This window comes from Mycolicibacterium sp. Y3, from assembly GCF_051188035.1.
GTDB classification, from domain to species: domain Bacteria; phylum Actinomycetota; class Actinomycetes; order Mycobacteriales; family Mycobacteriaceae; genus Mycobacterium; species Mycobacterium fluoranthenivorans.
Map to the genome: position 1 here is coordinate 4,507,817 of NZ_JAVQLT010000001.1, position 16,350 is coordinate 4,524,166.

The following is a 16,350-nucleotide window of genomic DNA, read 5'->3' on the forward strand; positions in this document are numbered from 1 at the left end:
CTACCGTCGAGGGGATTAACGCTCGGTGAAGCCCGGGATCTGTTCGCCCGCGTCGGCCCAGTCCGCGACCACGGTGTCCACCGTCCCCGGCGTGCCGCCGCCGCGCAGCAACTCCAGCAACCGTTCACACGCCGGACGCGGCCCCTGCGCCACCACGTACACCCTGCCGTCGGGGCGGTTGGACGCGAAACCGGTCAGGCCCAGTTCCAGGGCCCGGGACCGGGTCCACCACCGGAAGCCGACGCCCTGCACATGACCGTGCACCCAGGCATTCAGCCGGACGTCAGGGCCGGCGTCCACCGGACCCCGATGCTCTTCGGGCAAGCGGCTCATCGCCGACCTCGAACTTCACCTCGGTGCCCGACTTGAGGGTGCGCCCGACGGTACACACCTGGTCGATGGCGCGTTCCACCACCACGAGCAGGCGTTTGACCTCGTCCTCGGACAACCCGGACAGGTCGACCTCGAGCGTCTCCTCGAGCAGCGGGTAACGCTCCTGGTCGCGGTCCGCGGCCCCCGATACCCGCAACGTGGCGGCGTAGTCGTCGCCGAGCCGGCGCCGCAGTGGCTGATCACTGCTCATGCCGCTGCATGCGGCGAGCGCGATCTTCATCAGCTCGCCGGGGGTGAACACACCCTCGACGTCCTCGGACCCGACGAGTACCTCCGCGCCGCGGGAGCTGCGACCGGTGTAGCGGCGCACCCCGGTGCGCTCCACCCACAGTTCTGTCATGACGTCATTCCTACCCGCTACGTGCGGTTCCCCGCTGCGGACCCCACCCCGCGTTAGGGTGAAGTGCAACACCTCCAGGAGCGATGACCGTGACGTACTACCCGCCCCAACAGCCGGGGCCGCAGGGGCCCGGCCCCCAGGGCTGGGATCCGCAGGGCTGGAATCCCCAGCAGGCCCCCGCCGTGCCCTACCCGGCGTACGACGCGCCCCCGCCGTATGGCTATCCGCCTCAAACCGGATACGGCGTGCCGCCTCAAGCGGGATACGGCTACCCATATCAGTATCCGTACCCGTATCCGGCACCGCCGCCCAAGCGCAGACGCGGCTGGTTGATCGGCGGCGCCGTCGCCGCCGTGGTCGTGGTCATCGCGCTCGTCATCGGCGGCATCGTGGTCTTCCGCTCGGGCGGCGTCACGCAGGCGTCCAAGGACGAATCCGAAATCCAGCAATTGGTCAAGGATTTCAACGCCGCGGGCAGCACGGGCAAGTTCTCCGATATCGCGCAGTATTTCTGCAAGGCCGAGGCCGGGATGTTCGGCGCGCTCAGCCAGCTCGGCGAGATCCTGCAGGGTATCGAGGCTCCCAGCACCGCACCGAAGGCCGACGTGACCGCCACCGATATCAAGGTGAAAGGCGATGTGGCGTCGGCCCGGATGAACACCGGCGGCCCCTTCGACACCGCCTATTTCCGCAAGGAATCCGGCCAGTGGAAAGTCTGCATGTCCGCCGCCACGGAGTTCAACCGCAAGCAGTGAATCAGAGAGCCGACCGCCGCACTCGGGGCGGCGGTTGGCATTTCGGGCAGTAGAACGACGACCGGTTCATGAACTTCTCCCGCCGCATCACCGCGCCGCAGCGCCGGCACGGGAGGTCCACCCGCCCGTAGGCATCCAGGGATCGGTCGAAATACCCCGACTCGCCGTTGACGTTCACGTACAGCGAGTCGAATGAGGTGCCGCCCTGGGCCAGTGCGGCCGTCATCACCTCGGCGGCGGCGTCGAGCACCTCGGCCAGCTGCTTGCGCGGCAGCCCCGATGCCAGCCGGCCGCCATAGATCCGGGCGCGCCACAACGCCTCGTCGGCGTAGATGTTGCCGATGCCGGACACCACGGTCTGATCCAGCAGCTGCCGTTTGATCTCGGAATGCTTGCGCCGCAACACCGTCACCACACCGTCGCGGTCGAAGGCGGGATCCAGCGGGTCGCGCGCGATATGCGCGACGGGTAGCGGCACCCCATCGGCTCCGCCATCGTCACTCACCAATTCCGTCACCATCCAGCCGCCGAACGTGCGCTGGTCGACGAAGCTCAACTCGGTGCCGTCGTCGAGCACCGAGGCGATGCGCAGGTGCCCGGGGTTAGGAACCGGACCCAACAGCATCTGCCCGCTCATCCCCAGATGGACCACCAACGCATCACCGCTGTCGAGGGTCAGCCACAGGTACTTTCCGCGCCGACCGGTGCCCGCGATCGTGGTACCGCGCAGCCGGGCCGCCAGGTCGGCGGAGCCACCTTCATGGCGGCGCGCCGCCCGCGGATGCAGTACCTGAACCTCGGCGATCCTGCGGCCGACGATATGGGCGTCGAGCCCGCGCCGTACCACCTCGACTTCGGGAAGCTCAGGCATCCTTGAGTGCATTCCACGCGGCCGCGGCGGCCTTGAGTTCGGCCTCTTTCTTGGTACGGCCCACGCCCTTGCCGTGCTCGACGGCGGCGACCACGACGACTGCGGTGAACTCCTTGTCATGGTCGGGGCCCTCGGAGGTGACGGCATACGACGGCGCACCCATACCGCGGGCGACCGTCAGTTCCTGAAGGCTGCTCTTCCAGTCCAGGCCGGCCCCGAGTGTCGGTGCGGTGTCGAGCAACTCACCGAACAACCGCAAGATGGCTTCCCGGGCCGTCACGTTGCCGTGCTCGATATAGATTGCGCCCAAAAGGGATTCGACCCCGTCGGCCAGGATGCTGGACTTGTCCGCGCCGCCCGAACTCTCCTCGCCCTTGCCCAGCAACAGGTAGGCCCCCAGCCCCTGCTCGCCCAGTCCCCGCCCGACATCGGCCAGCGCCTGGGTGTTGACGATGCTGGCGCGCAGCTTGGCCAGGTCACCCTCGGCCCGGTCGGGGTGCCGGTGGTAGAGCTCCTCGGTGATGGTCAGCCCGAGCACGGCGTCGCCGAGGAACTCCAGGCGCTCGTTGGTGGGCAGACCGCCGTTCTCATAGGAGTAACTGCGGTGGGTCAGGGCGATGGTGAGCAGATCGTCGGAAAGGGCGACGCCGAGCGAGCGGAGTAAAGGGGCGCGGTCGACGGTCACGCATCCGCTCCGGGACCGGAAATATCGTCTTTCAGCGCGGCCAGCTTGGCCCAACGCGGATCGATCTTGTCGTGCCGGTGACCGGGCTCGGCCGAGGCCAGCGCGACACCGCAGTCCGGGCACAATCCGGCGCAGTCGTCCTGGCACATCGGGGAGAACGGCAACGCCAACCCGACCGCGTCCACTATGGGCTGCTCCAGATCCACCCGGTCGTCGACGACGTGACCGACCTCGTCTTCCTCGGTGGTCTTCTCGGTGGTGCTGCCGGGATAGGCGAACAGTTCGGTGAGGTCGATGGCCACATGACCGGTCACCGGTTCCAGGCAGCGCACGCACTCACCGGTGGTGGGCGCCGACACCGTGCCGGTGACGAGGACACCCTCGGACACCGATTGCAGCGTGAGATCCAGCTCGATGGGTGCGCCCGCCTCGATGCGGATGAGGTCCAAACCGATCCGGGACGGCGAGGGCACCGTCTCGGCCACCGTGATCATCGAGCCGGGACGGCGCCCCAACCGCGAGATGTCGATGACGAGCGGATTCGAGGCGGCCATGCCGCTGATCCTACTTTGGTGTGGCTGGGCGCCCATCGGGGCCGATCCTCGATCATCGAGATTTTTATTCACCGGCGCCGCTGTGGCCGGTGAGATCGGTTGCGTCGCGCATCGCGCACAGGTGGTGGCGTTTTCCCGGGCCGCGGCCGCCGATACTCGACCCGTGACTGTGAAGCTGCACTGGTTCCTGCCCACCTACGGCGACAGCCGCCTGATCGTCGGCGGGGGCCACGGCACGCCGGCCGGTGCCGCCGGAGGCGATCGCGAGGCCACCATCGACTACCTCGCCTCGATCGTGCGCAGCGCCGAGCGCTTCGGCTTCACCGGAGCCCTCATCCCCACCGGCGCGTGGTGCGAGGACGCGTTCATCACCGCGGCGCTGCTGGCGCGCGAGACCACGTCGCTGTCATTCCTGGTGGCGTTCCGTCCCGGTCTGGTTAGCCCCACGCTGTCGGCTCAGATGGCCGCCACGTTCGCCCGGCACGCGCCGGGCCGCATCCTGCTCAACGTCGTCGTCGGGGGCGAGGCGCACGAGCAGCGCGCCTTCGGCGACCACCTCGACAAGGACGCCCGCTACCGGCGCTGCGATGAGTTCCTCGACGTCGTGCGCCGCCTGTGGGCCGGCGAGACCGTCACGCACAAGGGTGAATACCTCGATATCGAAGAGGCCGCGCTGGCGGTACCGCCGAATCCGGTGCCGCCGTTGTACTTCGGGGGCAGCTCGAAAGCGGCCGGCCCGGTGGCCGCCCGGCATTCCGATGTGTACCTCACCTGGGGTGAACCGCCGGCCGCGGTCGCCGAGAAGATCGCCTGGATCCGTGCGGAGGCCGCCGCGCAGGGCCGCACGCTGCGCTTCGGGATCCGGCTACACACCATCTCGCGCGACACCTCCGAAGAGGCCTGGGCACAGGCCGACAAGCTGGTCGCCGCCCTCGACGAGGACACCGTGCGCGCCGCGCAGGCCGGCCTGGCCCGCAGCCAGTCCGAAGGCCAGCGCCGGATGCTGGCCCTGCACGCCGCCAACCGGGCCGACGGCACGTGGAGCGATGCCCGCAGCCTGGAGATCGCGCCGAACCTGTGGTCGGGCGTGGGCCTGGTGCGCGGCGGGGCGGGCACGGCGCTGGTCGGCAGCCACACCGAGGTGGCCGACCGGATCGCCGAATACGCCGAGATCGGCATCGACGAGTTCATCTTCTCCGGCTACCCGCACCTGGAGGAACTGTTCTGGTTCGGTGAGGGTGTGGTGCCGCTCCTGCGGCAGCGCGGCCTCTTCAACGCGGGCGCCTCGGAGGCGCCGAGCGTGTCCATCCCGTTCGTGGGCTCGGCACGGTGACCCGGGCCGTCACCCGCATCCTCGATGCCGACCACGCACTGGTGGTGGCCGCGGCGCTGTCGGAGGCGTTCGCCGAGGGGGCCGGGGTGCGCGACGCGGGACGCGAACTCCCCCACGAGCAGGTGCAGGCCCTCAAAGATGCCGGGCTGCTCGCCTTGTCGGTGCCGGTCGCGTTCGGCGGGATCGACGCACCGGCGTCGGTGATCGCCGAGGTGTTCCGGCTGCTGGCGCACGCCGACGCGTCGCTGGCGCAGATACCGCACTCGCACTACACGTTCCTGGAAGCGGTGCGCCTGCAAGGCACCCCGGCACAGCAGGAGTTCTTTTACGCGTTGGTGCTCGACGGCGCACTTTTCGCGAACGCGCAGTCCGAACGCTCTGGTCGTATCGACGTCGACACCACGGTCCTGGTGCCTTCCGCATCCGGTGACTACCTGTTGTCGGGCCGCAAGTTCTACTCCACCGGTGCACTTTTCGCCGACTGGGTGATCGTGCGGGCCTCCGTGCCGGAGGATCCCGCGCAGGCTCCCACCTCGTCGACGCCGAAGGCGGTGGCCTTCGTCCCGGCCGGCGCGCCCGGGCTGACGGTGGTCGACGACTGGGACGGGATGGGTCAGCGCACCACCGCGTCGGGCACGGTCACCCTCGACGATGTGGTGGTGCCCGCCGCCCACGTGATTCCGTTCACGCCGATCTTCGCCGGCCCCAGCGTCTATGGCGCGCGGGCGCAGCTGTTACACACCGCGCTGGATGTCGGGATCGCCACGGCCGCCCTGGCCGAGGGCGTCCGCCAGGCCGCCAAGGCGCGGCCGCATTTCGAGTCCGAAGAGTCGGCGGCCGTGGATGATCCGACGCTGATCCAGGTCGCCGGGAACTTCACCGTGACGGTCCGAGGCGCGCAGGCACTGCTGGCCGAGGCCGGTCGGGCGGTGGACCGGGCCACCGCCGATCTGAACGCCGACAGCGCGGCCGAGGCGTCGATCGCGGTGGCGGTCGCCAAGGTGGCCGCCACGCGTGCGTCGTTGGAGGCGGCCAGCACGCTCTTCGAACTCGGCGGTACCCGAAGTGCTTCGGCCACAGCCAATCTGTCCCGCTACTGGCGTGACGCGCGGACGCACACCCTGCACGATCCGACCCGCTGGAAGGTGCAGCACATCGGCCGCTACACGCTGTCCGGGACGTTGCCGCCCCGGCACGGTCAGCTCTAGGCCGAGCGCGTCACGTAGTCGTGCGTGCCGGCGGCGGTGCGCAGCTGATGCCGGCCACGGCTCACCGAGCGCAGGGTGCCGTTGAGGTAGTCCTCGAACTCGGCGAGCTTGCTGTCGACGTAGATATCGCATTCCCCGCGCAGGCGGTCCGCCTCGGCATGGGCGGAGTCCACCAGGCGGGTGGCCTCGGCGGTGGCCGTCTGCACGATCTCGGTCTGCGAGACCAGCCGCTGCTGCTCCTTGATGCCTTCCTGCACGGCCTTCTCGTAGGAGATGTTGCCGTTCTCGATCAGCCGGTCTGCCTCGGACTTTGCCCGGACCGTGCTGGCCTCGTATTCGCGCTTGGCCGCGGCGTTGATCCGCGCGGCCTCCTCGCGTGCCTCGGTCACCGTGCGGTCGGCGTGTGCGCGGGCCTCGTGCACCATCCGGTCGGCGGCCGACTTCGCCTCGGCCATCATCCGGTCGGCCTCGCTGCGCGCATGGTTGAGCAGGGAGTCGGCCTCCGCATTGGCCGAGGACACCGTCGAATCGGCGTGCTCGCGAGCCTCGTTGAGCATGGCGTCCCGGGCGTCGAGCACGTCCTGGGCGTCGTCGAGTTCGCCGGGGATGGCGTCCTTGATGTCATCGAGCAGTTCCAGGACGTCACCGCGGGGCACCATGCAACCGGCCGTCATCGGCACGCCGCGTGCTTCTTCCACGATCGCACTGAGTTCGTCAAGCGCCTCAAAGACTCGGTACACGGCAACACCCTCCAGGCGTAGTTGTTAGTGACCAGTGTGCCTGGTGTTACGCCTGTGACTGGGTTTGTCGTACGGTGTGTCGCGCGGTCAGCTGTTCAGCTTGGCGCGCAACCGGGCGTTGACCGGCTCCGGCAGCAGGTCGCTGACATCACCGCCGAGTGCGGCCACCTCCTTGGCCAGCGACGACGAGACGAACGAATAGCGCGGCGTGGTGGCCACGAAGAAGGTGTCCACCCCGGCGACGTGCTTGTTCATCTGCGCCATCTGCAGCTCGTACTCGAAATCGGTCCCGGTGCGCAGCCCTTTGACGATGGCCGTCAGGCCGCGTTCCTTGACGAAGTCGACCACCAGGCCCCTGCCGGCCTCCACCCGCAGATTGGACAGGTGGCCCGTGGACTCCCGGATCAGTTCGATGCGCTCCTCGGCGCTGAACATGCCGTTCTTGTTCGGGTTGACCAGTACCGCCACCACGACCTCGTCGAACTGGGCGGCCGCCCGCTCGAAGATGTCGATATGACCGAGGGTGACCGGGTCGAAGGATCCTGGGCAAACGGCGCCACTCATGCCCCAAGACGCTACGCGATGCCGAACTCCAGCCGGGTGTCGCCGTAGCGCCGATCGTCGACGGGTTCCCAGCCGTCGGGCCAGCTCAGTGCGGGACCGCCGGCGGCACGTTCGACGACGGCGACGGCACCGGCCGCCACCCACCCGTGCCGCAGCAGCGCGGCAAGCACCGCCTCGACCTCGGTGGCCCCCAACTCGTAGGGCGGATCGGCGAACACCAGATCCGCCGGCCGACCGGCGCCACCGGCGAGCACTTTGGCCACCGGCGCGCATCGCACGGTGCCCGCGGCGCGCAGCGCGGCGATGTTGTCGGTGATCACCGCCGCGGCCTTGCGGTCCGATTCGACGAACAACGCCCCGGCCGCCCCACGCGAGAGCGCTTCCAACCCGAGCGCCCCCGAGCCCGCGTACAGGTCGAGCACCTGCGCACCGTCGAAGTCCATCCGCGCCGCCAGCACGTTGAACAGGGACTCGCGGACCCGGTCGGTGGTGGGCCGGGTCCCTTTGGCGGGCACCGAGATGCGGCGCCCGCCATAGGCTCCGGCGACGATCCGGGTCAGGTCGCTCCCCCCACCACCACCAGTAGGTCGCCGCCTTCGACCTGTGCCGTGGCACTGACGGCGACGCGCGCCACGGTGCCGGCCTTGGGCGCGGTGATGGCGGCCTCCATCTTCATGGCCTCGATGGTGGCGATGGTCTGCCCGGCCTCGACGGCGTCCCCGACCGCGACACCGACGGTGACCACCCCGGCGAACGGGGCCGCCACATGATCGGGATTGGTCTTGTCGGCCTTCTCGGCGGCCGGAACTTCGGCGGCCACCGATTCGTCGCGTACCAGCACCGGGCGCAGCTGCCCGTTCATGATGCACATGACCGTGCGCATACCCCGTTCGTCGGGCTCGGAGATGGCCTCCAGGCCGACGATCAGCTCGACACCCTTCTCGATCCGGATGCGGTGCTCGTCACCGTGGCGCAGACCGTAGAAGAACTGATTCGCGCTCAAACCCGAAGTGTCGCCGTATATTTCGCGATGGGCTTCGAACTCGCGCGTCGGGCCAGGGAACAACAGCCGATTCAGCGTCGCCTGCCGTACCGGCCCGGGCTGCGCCAGCAGCTTCTCGTCCTCGACGGCCAGGGCGACCTCGGGCTTGGCCGGCGCGCGGCCCTCAAGAGCCTTGGTGCGCAACGGTTCCGGCCAGCCTCCCGGCGGATCACCGAGTTCGCCGCGCAGGAAGCCGATCACCGAGTCCGGGATATCGAATCGGGCCGGGTCGGCCGCGAACTCATCGGCGGTGACTCCGGCGCCGACCAGCGCCAGCGCCAGATCGCCCACCACCTTGCTCGACGGGGTGACCTTCACCAGCCGGCCGAGCACCCTGTCAGCGCCCGCGTAGGCACCCTCGATCTGCTCGAACTGGCCACCGAGCCCCAGTGCGATGGCCTGCTGGCGCAGGTTGCTCAGCTGGCCGCCGGGGATCTCGTGGGTGTAGACCCGGCCGGTCGGGGAAACAAGACCAGACGCCGCAACATCAAAAGGCGCGTAGACCTTTCGCAGTGCTTCCCAGTACGGCTCCAGGGCGCAGACGGCGTCCAGGGACAATCCTGTGTCGAACGAGGTGTGCGCCGCGGCCGCCACGATCGACGACAGCGCCGGCTGGCTGGTGGTGCCCGCCAGCGGTGCAGCCGCACCGTCGACCGCCGACGCGCCGGCCTGCCAGGCCGCCGTGTAGGTGGCCAGCTGCCCGCCGGGCGTGTCATGGGTGTGCACGTGCACCGGCAGATCGAACCGCGACCGCAGTGCGGCAACCAATGTCGCCGCCGCGGGCGGGCGCAGCAGGCCGGCCATGTCCTTGATGGCCAGCACATGCGCCCCGGCGTCGACGATCTCTTCGGCCAGGCGCAGCCAGTAGTCCAGGGTGTAGAGCTGCTCGGCCGGATTGGACAGGTCGCCGGTGTAGGACATGGCGACTTCGGCTATCGCCGAACCGGTTTCGCGTACCGCGTCGATGGCGGGCCGCATCGATTCGACGTTGTTCAGCGCATCGAAGATGCGGAAGATGTCGACCCCGGTGTCGGTGGCCTCCTGGACGAACGCGTTGGTCACGATCTCCGGGTACGGCGTGTAGCCCACCGTGTTGCGGCCCCGCAGCAGCATCTGCAGACAGATGTTCGGGATCGCCTCCCGCAGGGCGGCCAGCCGCTCCCACGGGTCCTCCTTCAAGAACCGCAGCGCGACATCGTAAGTCGCCCCACCCCAGCATTCGACGGACAACAACTCCGGCGTCATATGCGCCATGTACGGCGCGACGGCCAACAATCCGGTGGTACGCACGCGGGTGGCCAACAGCGACTGATGCGCATCGCGGAACGTCGTGTCGGTGACGCCGACAGCCGGCGAATCACGCAGCCAGTCGGCGAACCCCTGCGGACCCAGCTCCACCAACCGCTGCTTGCTCCCTGCCGGCGGCTGGCCCGACGTGACGTCGACATCGGGCAGCTTGTCCTGCGGGTAGACCCGCTCACGGTCCCGATTGGGTGAGTTGACCGTCACCTCGGCCAGGTAGTTGAGCATCTTGGTACCGCGATCGGCGGGAATGTGGGCCGTCAGCAACTGCGGCCGGTCGTCGATGAACGAGGTCGTCACCCGTCCCTCGCGGAAATCGGGATCGTCGACCACGGCCTGCAGGAACGGGATATTGGTCGACACCCCGCGAATCCGGAACTCCGCCAACGCACGTTTGGCGCGGGCCGCCGCCACGCCGAAATCCCGGCCGCGGCAGGTGAGCTTCACCAGCATGGAATCGAAGTGCGCGCCGATCTCGGCACCCAGGTTCGTGCCGCCATCGAGTCGGATGCCCGCACCGCCCGGGGAGCGGTACCCGGTGATCCGGCCGGTGTCCGGGCGGAACCCGTTGGCGGGGTCCTCGGTGGTGATACGGCACTGCATGGCCGCCCCGCGGATGGTCAGGGTGTCCTGCGCCAGGCCCAGCTGCGCCAGCGTCTCCCCCGCGGCGATGCGCAACTGGGAGGACACCAGGTCCACATCGGTGATCTCCTCGGTCACCGTGTGCTCCACCTGGATCCGCGGATTGCACTCGATGAACACGTGATGGCCACGCTCGTCGAGCAGGAACTCCACCGTGCCCGCACAGAAATACCCGATGCCGCGGGCGAAAGCGACTGCGTCCGAACAGATCCGGTCCCGCAGTTCCTGGCTGAAGTTCGGCGCGGGGGCGAGCTCGATGACCTTCTGGTGACGGCGCTGCACACTGCAGTCCCGTTCGAACAGGTGGATGACCTCGCCCGTGGCGTCGGCCAGGATCTGCACCTCGATATGGCGCGGGTTGAGCACTGCCTGTTCCAGGTACACGTTGGGATCACCGAACGCGGATTCGGCCTCTCGCGAGGCCGCCTCGATCGCCTCGGCCAGCCCGCCGAGATCCACCACGCGCCGCATACCGCGGCCACCGCCGCCGGACACCGCCTTGACGAACAACGGGAATTCCATCTCGGCGGCCGCCGCGACCAGCTCCTCGACCGACGCCGACGGCGCCGAGGAGGCCAGCACAGGCAGCCCGGCCTCGCGCGCGGCGTCGATGGCACGGGCTTTGTTACCGGTCAGCTCCAGGACGTGCGCACCAGGACCGACGAACGTGATGCCCGCCCGCGCGCACGCCGCCGCCAGTTCCGGGTTCTCCGAGAGGAAGCCGTAGCCGGGATACACCGCATCCGCCCCGGCGTGTTTGGCGACCCGGATGATCTCGTCGACGGTCAGGTAGGCCCGCACCGGATGCCCGACCTCACCGATCTGATACGACTCGTCGGCCTTCAGGCGGTGTGGCGAATTGCGGTCCTCGTACGCGTACACCGCGACGGTGGCGATACCGAGTTCGTATGCCGCACGAAATGCGCGGATGGCGATCTCACCGCGGTTGGCTACCAAGAGTTTGGAAATCACGAGGTGAACCCTAACTTTCCCGCCGTAACCCCGGTGTTACAGAAGCGTTGACCAGTAATTCCAGAACCTCACCAGGATCATCAGCAGCAGTGAGGTGAACCAGAGCGCCACCAGCGACCAGCGCCATTGGTAGAGCAGACGGCCGACAGTGCTGGTCGCGGCCTCCCCACGCAGGGCGATGGACGCGGCGACGACGAACAGCGGGATGGTGACGGACCAGACCACCATGCAGTACGGGCACAGTGCACCGATGCGGTACAGGCTCTGGAAGATCAGCCAGTGGACGAACACCACGCCCAAGGCGCTGCCGATCGTCAGCCCGATCCAGTACCAGCGCGGGAGCCGCACTTTCGCCACCGCGAGCACACCGGTGACCACCACGACGCTGAAGGAACCGATGCCGATCAGCGGATTGGGGAAACCGAACACCGACGCCTGATGGGTGATCATGACCGACCCGCAGGACAGCACCGGGTTGATGCTGCACGACGGCACGTAGGCCGGGTTGATCAGGAGCTCGATCTTCTCGATCGTCAGCGTGAGCGCCGCCGCCAATCCGACGACGCCGGCGATGAGCACCCACCAGGCACTCGCGGGGCGCACCCCGTCGTCGGGTACCTCGACGTCGGGCTCGTCAGTGGCGGCTGCGGCGGTCATCAGAGCCCCGGCACATTGCCGACGATCTCCTTGACCTTGGCGACCAGCGCTTCGGGAGTGCTGAACTGGTAGTCCTCGCCGTTGATCCGGACCGTCGGCGTGGAATTGATCTTGGTGGCCTGAGCCAGACCCTGCACCATGTCGACGTACTTGTTCTTGTTGACGCAGTCCGGGACCTTGCCGGCCGCACCGGCCTGGCGCGCCGTCTCGATGATCTGGGCATTGGTCGGGAACGTCTGCGCGGTCTCGTTCGGCTGCTGCGCGTACATCGCGGCGTGGAAGCGGCGGAACGCGTCGATGGACTCGTCGGCCACGCAGTAGGCGGCGCCGCCGGCCCGGGACGGATAGTTCTGGTTACTCGGGGCGTCGAGGATCGCGACCATGTAGTAGTCGGCGGCCACCGCGCCGGTGTCGATGAGCTTGCTCACCGTCGGACCGAACTGCTTCTCGAACGCGCCGCAGTGCGGGCACAGGAAGTCCTCGTAGAGCGACAGCACCGCCTTCGGTTCGGAGGTGCCGTCCTTGGTGATGAGCTTGCTCGAGGTCACCCGGACGGATTTGGCCTCACCGGCGGGGGCCTTCTTGTCACCGGACATCACGATGTAGAGGACCAGCGCCACGGCGAACACGACGACCACGGAGGTCAATCCGATCTGGATGAGCAGATTGCGCTTGCGGTCGGCGGCCTTGAGGTCATAGCTGGCCGGACGTTTGGGTTTGTTCGCCACGGGGTGCAGCCTACCGGCGCCCCGCGCGGACGTTCTCAGGTCCGGCTCAGATGGGCCCGCAGCGCCGATGTCAGGTCGGCCACGGCGGCCTCGCTCCCACCCCCGAGCGGGAAGAAATTGGCGAAGGCGTGCACCAGCGAGCCGTACTCCCGCCAGTCGACCGCGACCCCGGCGGCGGCCAGCGCCCGCGCGTAAGACCGGCCCTCGTCACGGAGCGGGTCGAACCCGCCGGTGGCCACGAGCGCCGGTGACAGGCCCGACAGATCGGAGGCCAGCAGCGGCGACACCCGCGGATCACCGGGGTCGGTCGCCGACCCGGCCAGGTAGTGGTGCCGGAACCAGTCCATATTCGTCTTGGCCAGGAAGAACCCGTCCGCGAACAGGGTCTTGGACACCGTCGAGCCCTGGAAATCGGTGACCGGATAGAGCAGCACCTGCAGAACCGGCAATCGCACGCCGGCGGCCCGGGCCGACTGCGTGACAACCGCGGCGAGATTCCCGCCCGCGCTGTCACCGCCGACGGCCACCCGACCGGGGTCGGCACCGAGTTCACCGGCATGCTCCAGCGACCAGCGGTAGGCGGCGTCCGCGTCGTCGGCCGCGGCGGGCGCCTTGTGCTCGGGCGCAAGCCGGTAGTCCACGGACAACACGTGCACGCCGGCGTCGTGACAGAGGCGTCGGCACAGCGCGTCGTGCGTGTCGATGCCACCCTCGACGAAGCCGCCGCCGTGGTAGAAGACCAGCAGCGCGGCACCGTCACCGGACCGGTAATGACGCACCGGGATCAGACCAGCCGGCCCGGGAACCGTGAAGTCGCGGACCGGGACCACGACCGGCGTCCGGAACGCCGCGGCCGCCCTGCTCAGCTGCCGGCGCGAAACGGGAATGTCGTCACTGGCGCTCAACCCACGCACCCCGGTCAGGTGCTGCGCCGCGAGCATCAGCTGCAGCGACGTGTCCAGGGTGTTGCCGTCGATGGTGATCGCCCGCCGCCCCAGCAGCAGCCGTTTCACCGGGTCGGGGATTCTGGCCATCACCGGTACGCCGATCCGGCCGGCCGTGCTGGCGGCCCGCAGACGTAACCGCCCAGGATTCCGCCATGCTGGCAGACTTTGCGTCATGACTCCTCCTACGCAACCCACGATCGTGCTGAACGACGGCAATGCCATACCAACCGTCGGGTTGGGAGTCTGGCAGACGCCGCCGGAAGAGACGCAACGCGCCGTCGAAGCGGCCCTGTCGACGGGCTACCGGCACATCGACACCGCGGCCGTGTACGGCAACGAGTCCGAGGTCGGTCACGCGATCAAGGCCTCCGGGGTGCCGCGCGAGGAGGTGTTCCTGGTCACCAAACTGTGGAACGCCGACCAGGGTTACGACAAGGGTCTGAAGGCTTTCGACGTCAGTGCCGAGCGTCTCGGCGTCGACTACGTGGACCTGTACCTCATCCACTGGCCCGTTCCGGCGGCCAACCTGTTCGTGGATTCCTTCAAGGCGCTGGCACACCTGCGCGAGCAGGGCCGGGTTCGGTCCATCGGGGTGAGCAACTTCGCCCCCGAGCATCTGCGCACGCTGATCGCCGATACCGGGATCGTCCCCGCCGTCAATCAGATCGAATTGCACCCGCGTCTGCCGCAGCAGGAACTGCGGCAGGTGCACGTGGAGCTGGGCATCGCCACCGAGGCCTGGAGCCCGCTGGGCCAGGGCGGACTACTCAGCGACCCGGTGGTGACCACCGTGGCGGACACGCACGGCAAAACACCTGCCCAGGTGCTCATCAGATGGCACATCCAGCTGGGTAATATCGTGATCCCGAAGTCGGTGAACCCTGACCGGATTGCGAGTAATTTCGACGTGTTCGATTTCGAACTGAGCAGCCACGACATCGCATCCATCGCCACGCTCGACGACGGCACACGGCTGGGTCCCGATCCACGCACGTTCAATTTCACAGGGTAGGTAGACATGACCTCGGTAGCTGCTGTGCCCAATGTTGGGCTCAGCGATGACAACACCATTCCGGCGCTGGGTATCGGTGTCGGTGAGCTCTCCGACACCGAAGCCGAGCGCGCCGTCGCGGCGGCACTGGAAATCGGTGTGCGCCTTATCGATACCGCTGCCGCCTATGGCAACGAAGCGGGAGTCGGGCGCGCCATCGCCGCATCCGGCATCCCGCGTGCCGAGATCTTCGTCACCACCAAACTGGCGACGGCCGACCAAGGGTTCCAGTCCGGGCAGGATGCCGCCAAGGCCAGCCTGGAGCGTCTCGGTCTGGATTACCTCGATCTGTACCTGATCCACTGGCCGGCCGGGGACACCAGCAAGTACGTCGACAGCTGGGGTGCGCTGATGCGCCTGCAGGGCGCCGACAAGCTGGTCAAGTCGATCGGTGTGTGCAATTTCGGTGCAGAGGAACTCGCCACGATCATCGATCTCACCTACAACAGCCCGGTGGTCAACCAGATCGAGCTGCACCCGCTGCTCAATCAGGCGGCGCTGCGTGCGGTCAACGCCGAACGCAATATCGTCACCGAGGCCTACAGTCCGCTCGGGGTGGGCAAGCTGCTGAGCAACCCGACCATCACCGCGATCGCCGCAGAGTACGGCAAGACCCCGGCACAGGTGCTGATCCGGTGGAGCCTGCAACTGGGCAACGTGGTGATTCCCCGGTCGTCCTCACCCGAGCGCATCGCGGAGAACGTCGACGTGTTCGACTTCGAGTTGACCACGACGCACATGGCGACGCTGAGCTCGCTCGACGACGGCACCCGGTATCGCCCGGATCCGGCCACCTACACCGGCACCTAGCGTTCATCGCGCGGACATCTCGGTGGAGTTACCTGCGCCGGTGGGTTTTTCGGTGCGCGCAGGGGCCGCGAGCCTCGCCCTGGCGATCGTGGCGGTGGCGTTGCCGGTGGCCGCCGCGGCACCGTCGGCAATGTGTCCGGGCGGTGAGGTCGAGGATTTGTACACCGGGGTGTGCATGCCGCATGTGGTGCCGAACTCACCGCAGATCACCTTCGGCTCGGGACCCGATCCGCTGCCCGAGGTGGACGGTATCCCGTGCACCGGACAGAACTCGTACGAGTGCCTCGGCCTGGGCGAGGAGCCGCCGACGCCCAGTCCATCGCCGACGTCCAAGGTGGGGCGTTAACGCGTCCGTCGACAGCCCTCCTCGACCTTCTTGCCCAGATCGGGGTCGACGTTGCGCCAATCGCTCCCGAGCATCATCGCCGAGAACGTCGCACACCGTCGTGCCGGCCTGGCCCCTGTCGTCGTCCTCCGCGCTTAAGGCCTAGGGCGGTGCGGGTGGGATCTACCCCGGGCCCACCCGTCGAGTTCGGCGCATACACCGGGTCGGTATCGGTGCGCATGGCCGTAGGACAAACCACGGGCCAGCAGCATCTTGTCCGGACTCAAACCCGGTGCCGGGCACAAGGTTGTTCGGCTCGAAGGCCGCCTGCTCGATCTCGGCGTGGTAGTCGGTGACGTTGCGATTCAACGTCATTCGCCCCACTTCAGGTAGCGGGTAGTCGCCGCGCGGTACCCACAAACGGCCGGTTC

18 protein-coding genes and 1 pseudogene are annotated in these 16,350 nt (G+C 68.2%); 6 read left to right on the forward strand and 13 right to left on the reverse strand.

The features are described from left to right. Positions 1-15 precede the first annotated feature (15 nt). Entirely contained in the window at positions 16-300 is a 285-nt protein-coding gene (locus QN239_RS22025; protein WP_170847213.1) for an acylphosphatase, read from the reverse strand. Then, entirely contained in the window at positions 284-733 is a 450-nt protein-coding gene (locus QN239_RS22030; protein ID WP_499013541.1) for an OsmC family protein, read from the reverse strand. Before QN239_RS22030 ends, QN239_RS22025 begins: the two co-directional genes overlap by 17 nt. An 89-nt stretch (positions 734-822) precedes the next feature. Here QN239_RS22030 and QN239_RS22035 point away from each other — a divergent pair, with 89 nt between their 5' ends. Further along, positions 823-1,488, forward strand: coding sequence for an Rv0361 family membrane protein (locus QN239_RS22035; protein ID WP_499013544.1), 666 nt, complete (start codon positions 823-825; stop codon positions 1,486-1,488). A 1-nt stretch (position 1,489) separates the two neighbouring features. Here QN239_RS22035 and mutM read toward each other — a convergent pair whose 3' ends face one another. From mutM to QN239_RS22050, 3 genes are read right to left on the reverse strand one after another with little or no spacing between them, the layout of a single operon-like run. Next, positions 1,490-2,359 carry a bifunctional DNA-formamidopyrimidine glycosylase/DNA-(apurinic or apyrimidinic site) lyase gene (gene mutM, locus QN239_RS22040; RefSeq protein ID WP_499013547.1) on the reverse strand — a complete coding sequence of 290 codons (870 nt, stop codon included), beginning with the start codon at positions 2,357-2,359 and terminating at the stop codon, positions 1,490-1,492. Continuing rightward, positions 2,352-3,044: a ribonuclease III gene (gene rnc, locus QN239_RS22045; protein WP_499013551.1), complete on the reverse strand. Its 693-nt coding sequence runs from the start codon at positions 3,042-3,044 to the stop codon at positions 2,352-2,354. Before rnc ends, mutM begins: the two co-directional genes overlap by 8 nt. Continuing rightward, on the reverse strand, positions 3,041-3,598 hold the full coding sequence (locus QN239_RS22050; RefSeq protein ID WP_499013552.1) for a YceD family protein: 558 nt from the start codon (positions 3,596-3,598) through the stop codon (positions 3,041-3,043). The genes rnc and QN239_RS22050 overlap by 4 nt, the downstream gene beginning before the upstream one ends. A 163-nt stretch (positions 3,599-3,761) precedes the next feature. Between QN239_RS22050 and QN239_RS22055 the strand changes: the two genes are divergently transcribed. Next, a complete protein-coding gene (locus tag QN239_RS22055) occupies positions 3,762-4,931 on the forward strand; it encodes an LLM class flavin-dependent oxidoreductase (RefSeq protein WP_499013554.1) in 1,170 nt (389 codons plus the stop codon). Further along, positions 4,928-6,139: an SfnB family sulfur acquisition oxidoreductase gene (locus QN239_RS22060; RefSeq protein ID WP_499013556.1), complete on the forward strand. Its 1,212-nt coding sequence runs from the start codon at positions 4,928-4,930 to the stop codon at positions 6,137-6,139. The genes QN239_RS22055 and QN239_RS22060 overlap by 4 nt, the downstream gene beginning before the upstream one ends. On the opposite strand, the gene sepIVA is transcribed toward QN239_RS22060, so the two are convergent. The 7 genes from sepIVA to QN239_RS22095 all read right to left on the reverse strand — a co-directional run bounded on the left by sepIVA (position 6,136) and on the right by QN239_RS22095 (position 13,907). Further along, complete coding sequence (gene sepIVA, locus QN239_RS22065; RefSeq protein WP_499013559.1) at positions 6,136-6,879, reverse strand: cell division protein SepIVA; 744 nt, start codon at positions 6,877-6,879, stop codon at positions 6,136-6,138. The two genes, QN239_RS22060 and sepIVA, sit on opposite strands and share 4 nt — an antisense overlap. 87 nt (positions 6,880-6,966) lie before the next feature. Beyond that, the gene (gene coaD, locus QN239_RS22070; RefSeq protein ID WP_499013561.1) at positions 6,967-7,443 is read right to left on the reverse strand and encodes a pantetheine-phosphate adenylyltransferase; all 477 of its coding nucleotides are present in this window, start codon (positions 7,441-7,443) and stop codon (positions 6,967-6,969) included. An 11-nt stretch (positions 7,444-7,454) separates the two neighbouring features. Beyond that, the gene (rsmD, locus tag QN239_RS22075; RefSeq protein WP_499016923.1) at positions 7,455-8,003 is read right to left on the reverse strand and encodes a 16S rRNA (guanine(966)-N(2))-methyltransferase RsmD; all 549 of its coding nucleotides are present in this window, start codon (positions 8,001-8,003) and stop codon (positions 7,455-7,457) included. Next, positions 8,000-11,401, reverse strand: coding sequence for a pyruvate carboxylase (locus QN239_RS22080; RefSeq protein ID WP_499013562.1), 3,402 nt, complete (start codon positions 11,399-11,401; stop codon positions 8,000-8,002). Before QN239_RS22080 ends, rsmD begins: the two co-directional genes overlap by 4 nt. A 36-nt stretch (positions 11,402-11,437) precedes the next feature. Then, positions 11,438-12,058: a vitamin K epoxide reductase family protein gene (locus QN239_RS22085; protein WP_499013564.1), complete on the reverse strand. Its 621-nt coding sequence runs from the start codon at positions 12,056-12,058 to the stop codon at positions 11,438-11,440. After that, positions 12,058-12,786 (reverse strand): DsbA family protein, encoded by a 729-nt coding sequence (locus QN239_RS22090; RefSeq protein WP_499013567.1) that lies wholly within the window; start codon positions 12,784-12,786, stop codon positions 12,058-12,060. The genes QN239_RS22085 and QN239_RS22090 overlap by 1 nt, the downstream gene beginning before the upstream one ends. Positions 12,787-12,821: 35 nt before the next feature. Next, the gene (locus QN239_RS22095) at positions 12,822-13,907 is read right to left on the reverse strand and encodes an alpha/beta hydrolase (RefSeq protein ID WP_499013570.1); all 1,086 of its coding nucleotides are present in this window, start codon (positions 13,905-13,907) and stop codon (positions 12,822-12,824) included. On the opposite strand from QN239_RS22095, the gene QN239_RS22100 reads away from it, so the two are divergent. The 3 genes from QN239_RS22100 to QN239_RS22110 are packed head-to-tail and all read left to right on the forward strand — an operon-like array spanning position 13,906 to position 15,940. Continuing rightward, positions 13,906-14,745 (forward strand): aldo/keto reductase, encoded by an 840-nt coding sequence (locus QN239_RS22100; protein WP_499013573.1) that lies wholly within the window; start codon positions 13,906-13,908, stop codon positions 14,743-14,745. The two genes, QN239_RS22095 and QN239_RS22100, sit on opposite strands and share 2 nt — an antisense overlap. Before the next feature lie 6 nt (positions 14,746-14,751). Further along, entirely contained in the window at positions 14,752-15,594 is an 843-nt protein-coding gene (locus QN239_RS22105) for an aldo/keto reductase (protein ID WP_499013576.1), read from the forward strand. Between the two features lie 40 nt (positions 15,595-15,634). Next, positions 15,635-15,940: an intersectin-EH binding protein Ibp1 gene (locus QN239_RS22110; protein ID WP_499013577.1), complete on the forward strand. Its 306-nt coding sequence runs from the start codon at positions 15,635-15,637 to the stop codon at positions 15,938-15,940. Here QN239_RS22110 and QN239_RS22115 read toward each other — a convergent pair. Next, a pseudogene (locus tag QN239_RS22115) lies at positions 15,937-16,342 on the reverse strand (catalase); the annotation flags it as partial. The gene QN239_RS22110 and the pseudogene QN239_RS22115 overlap by 4 nt on opposite strands. Positions 16,343-16,350: the final 8 nt, after the last annotated feature.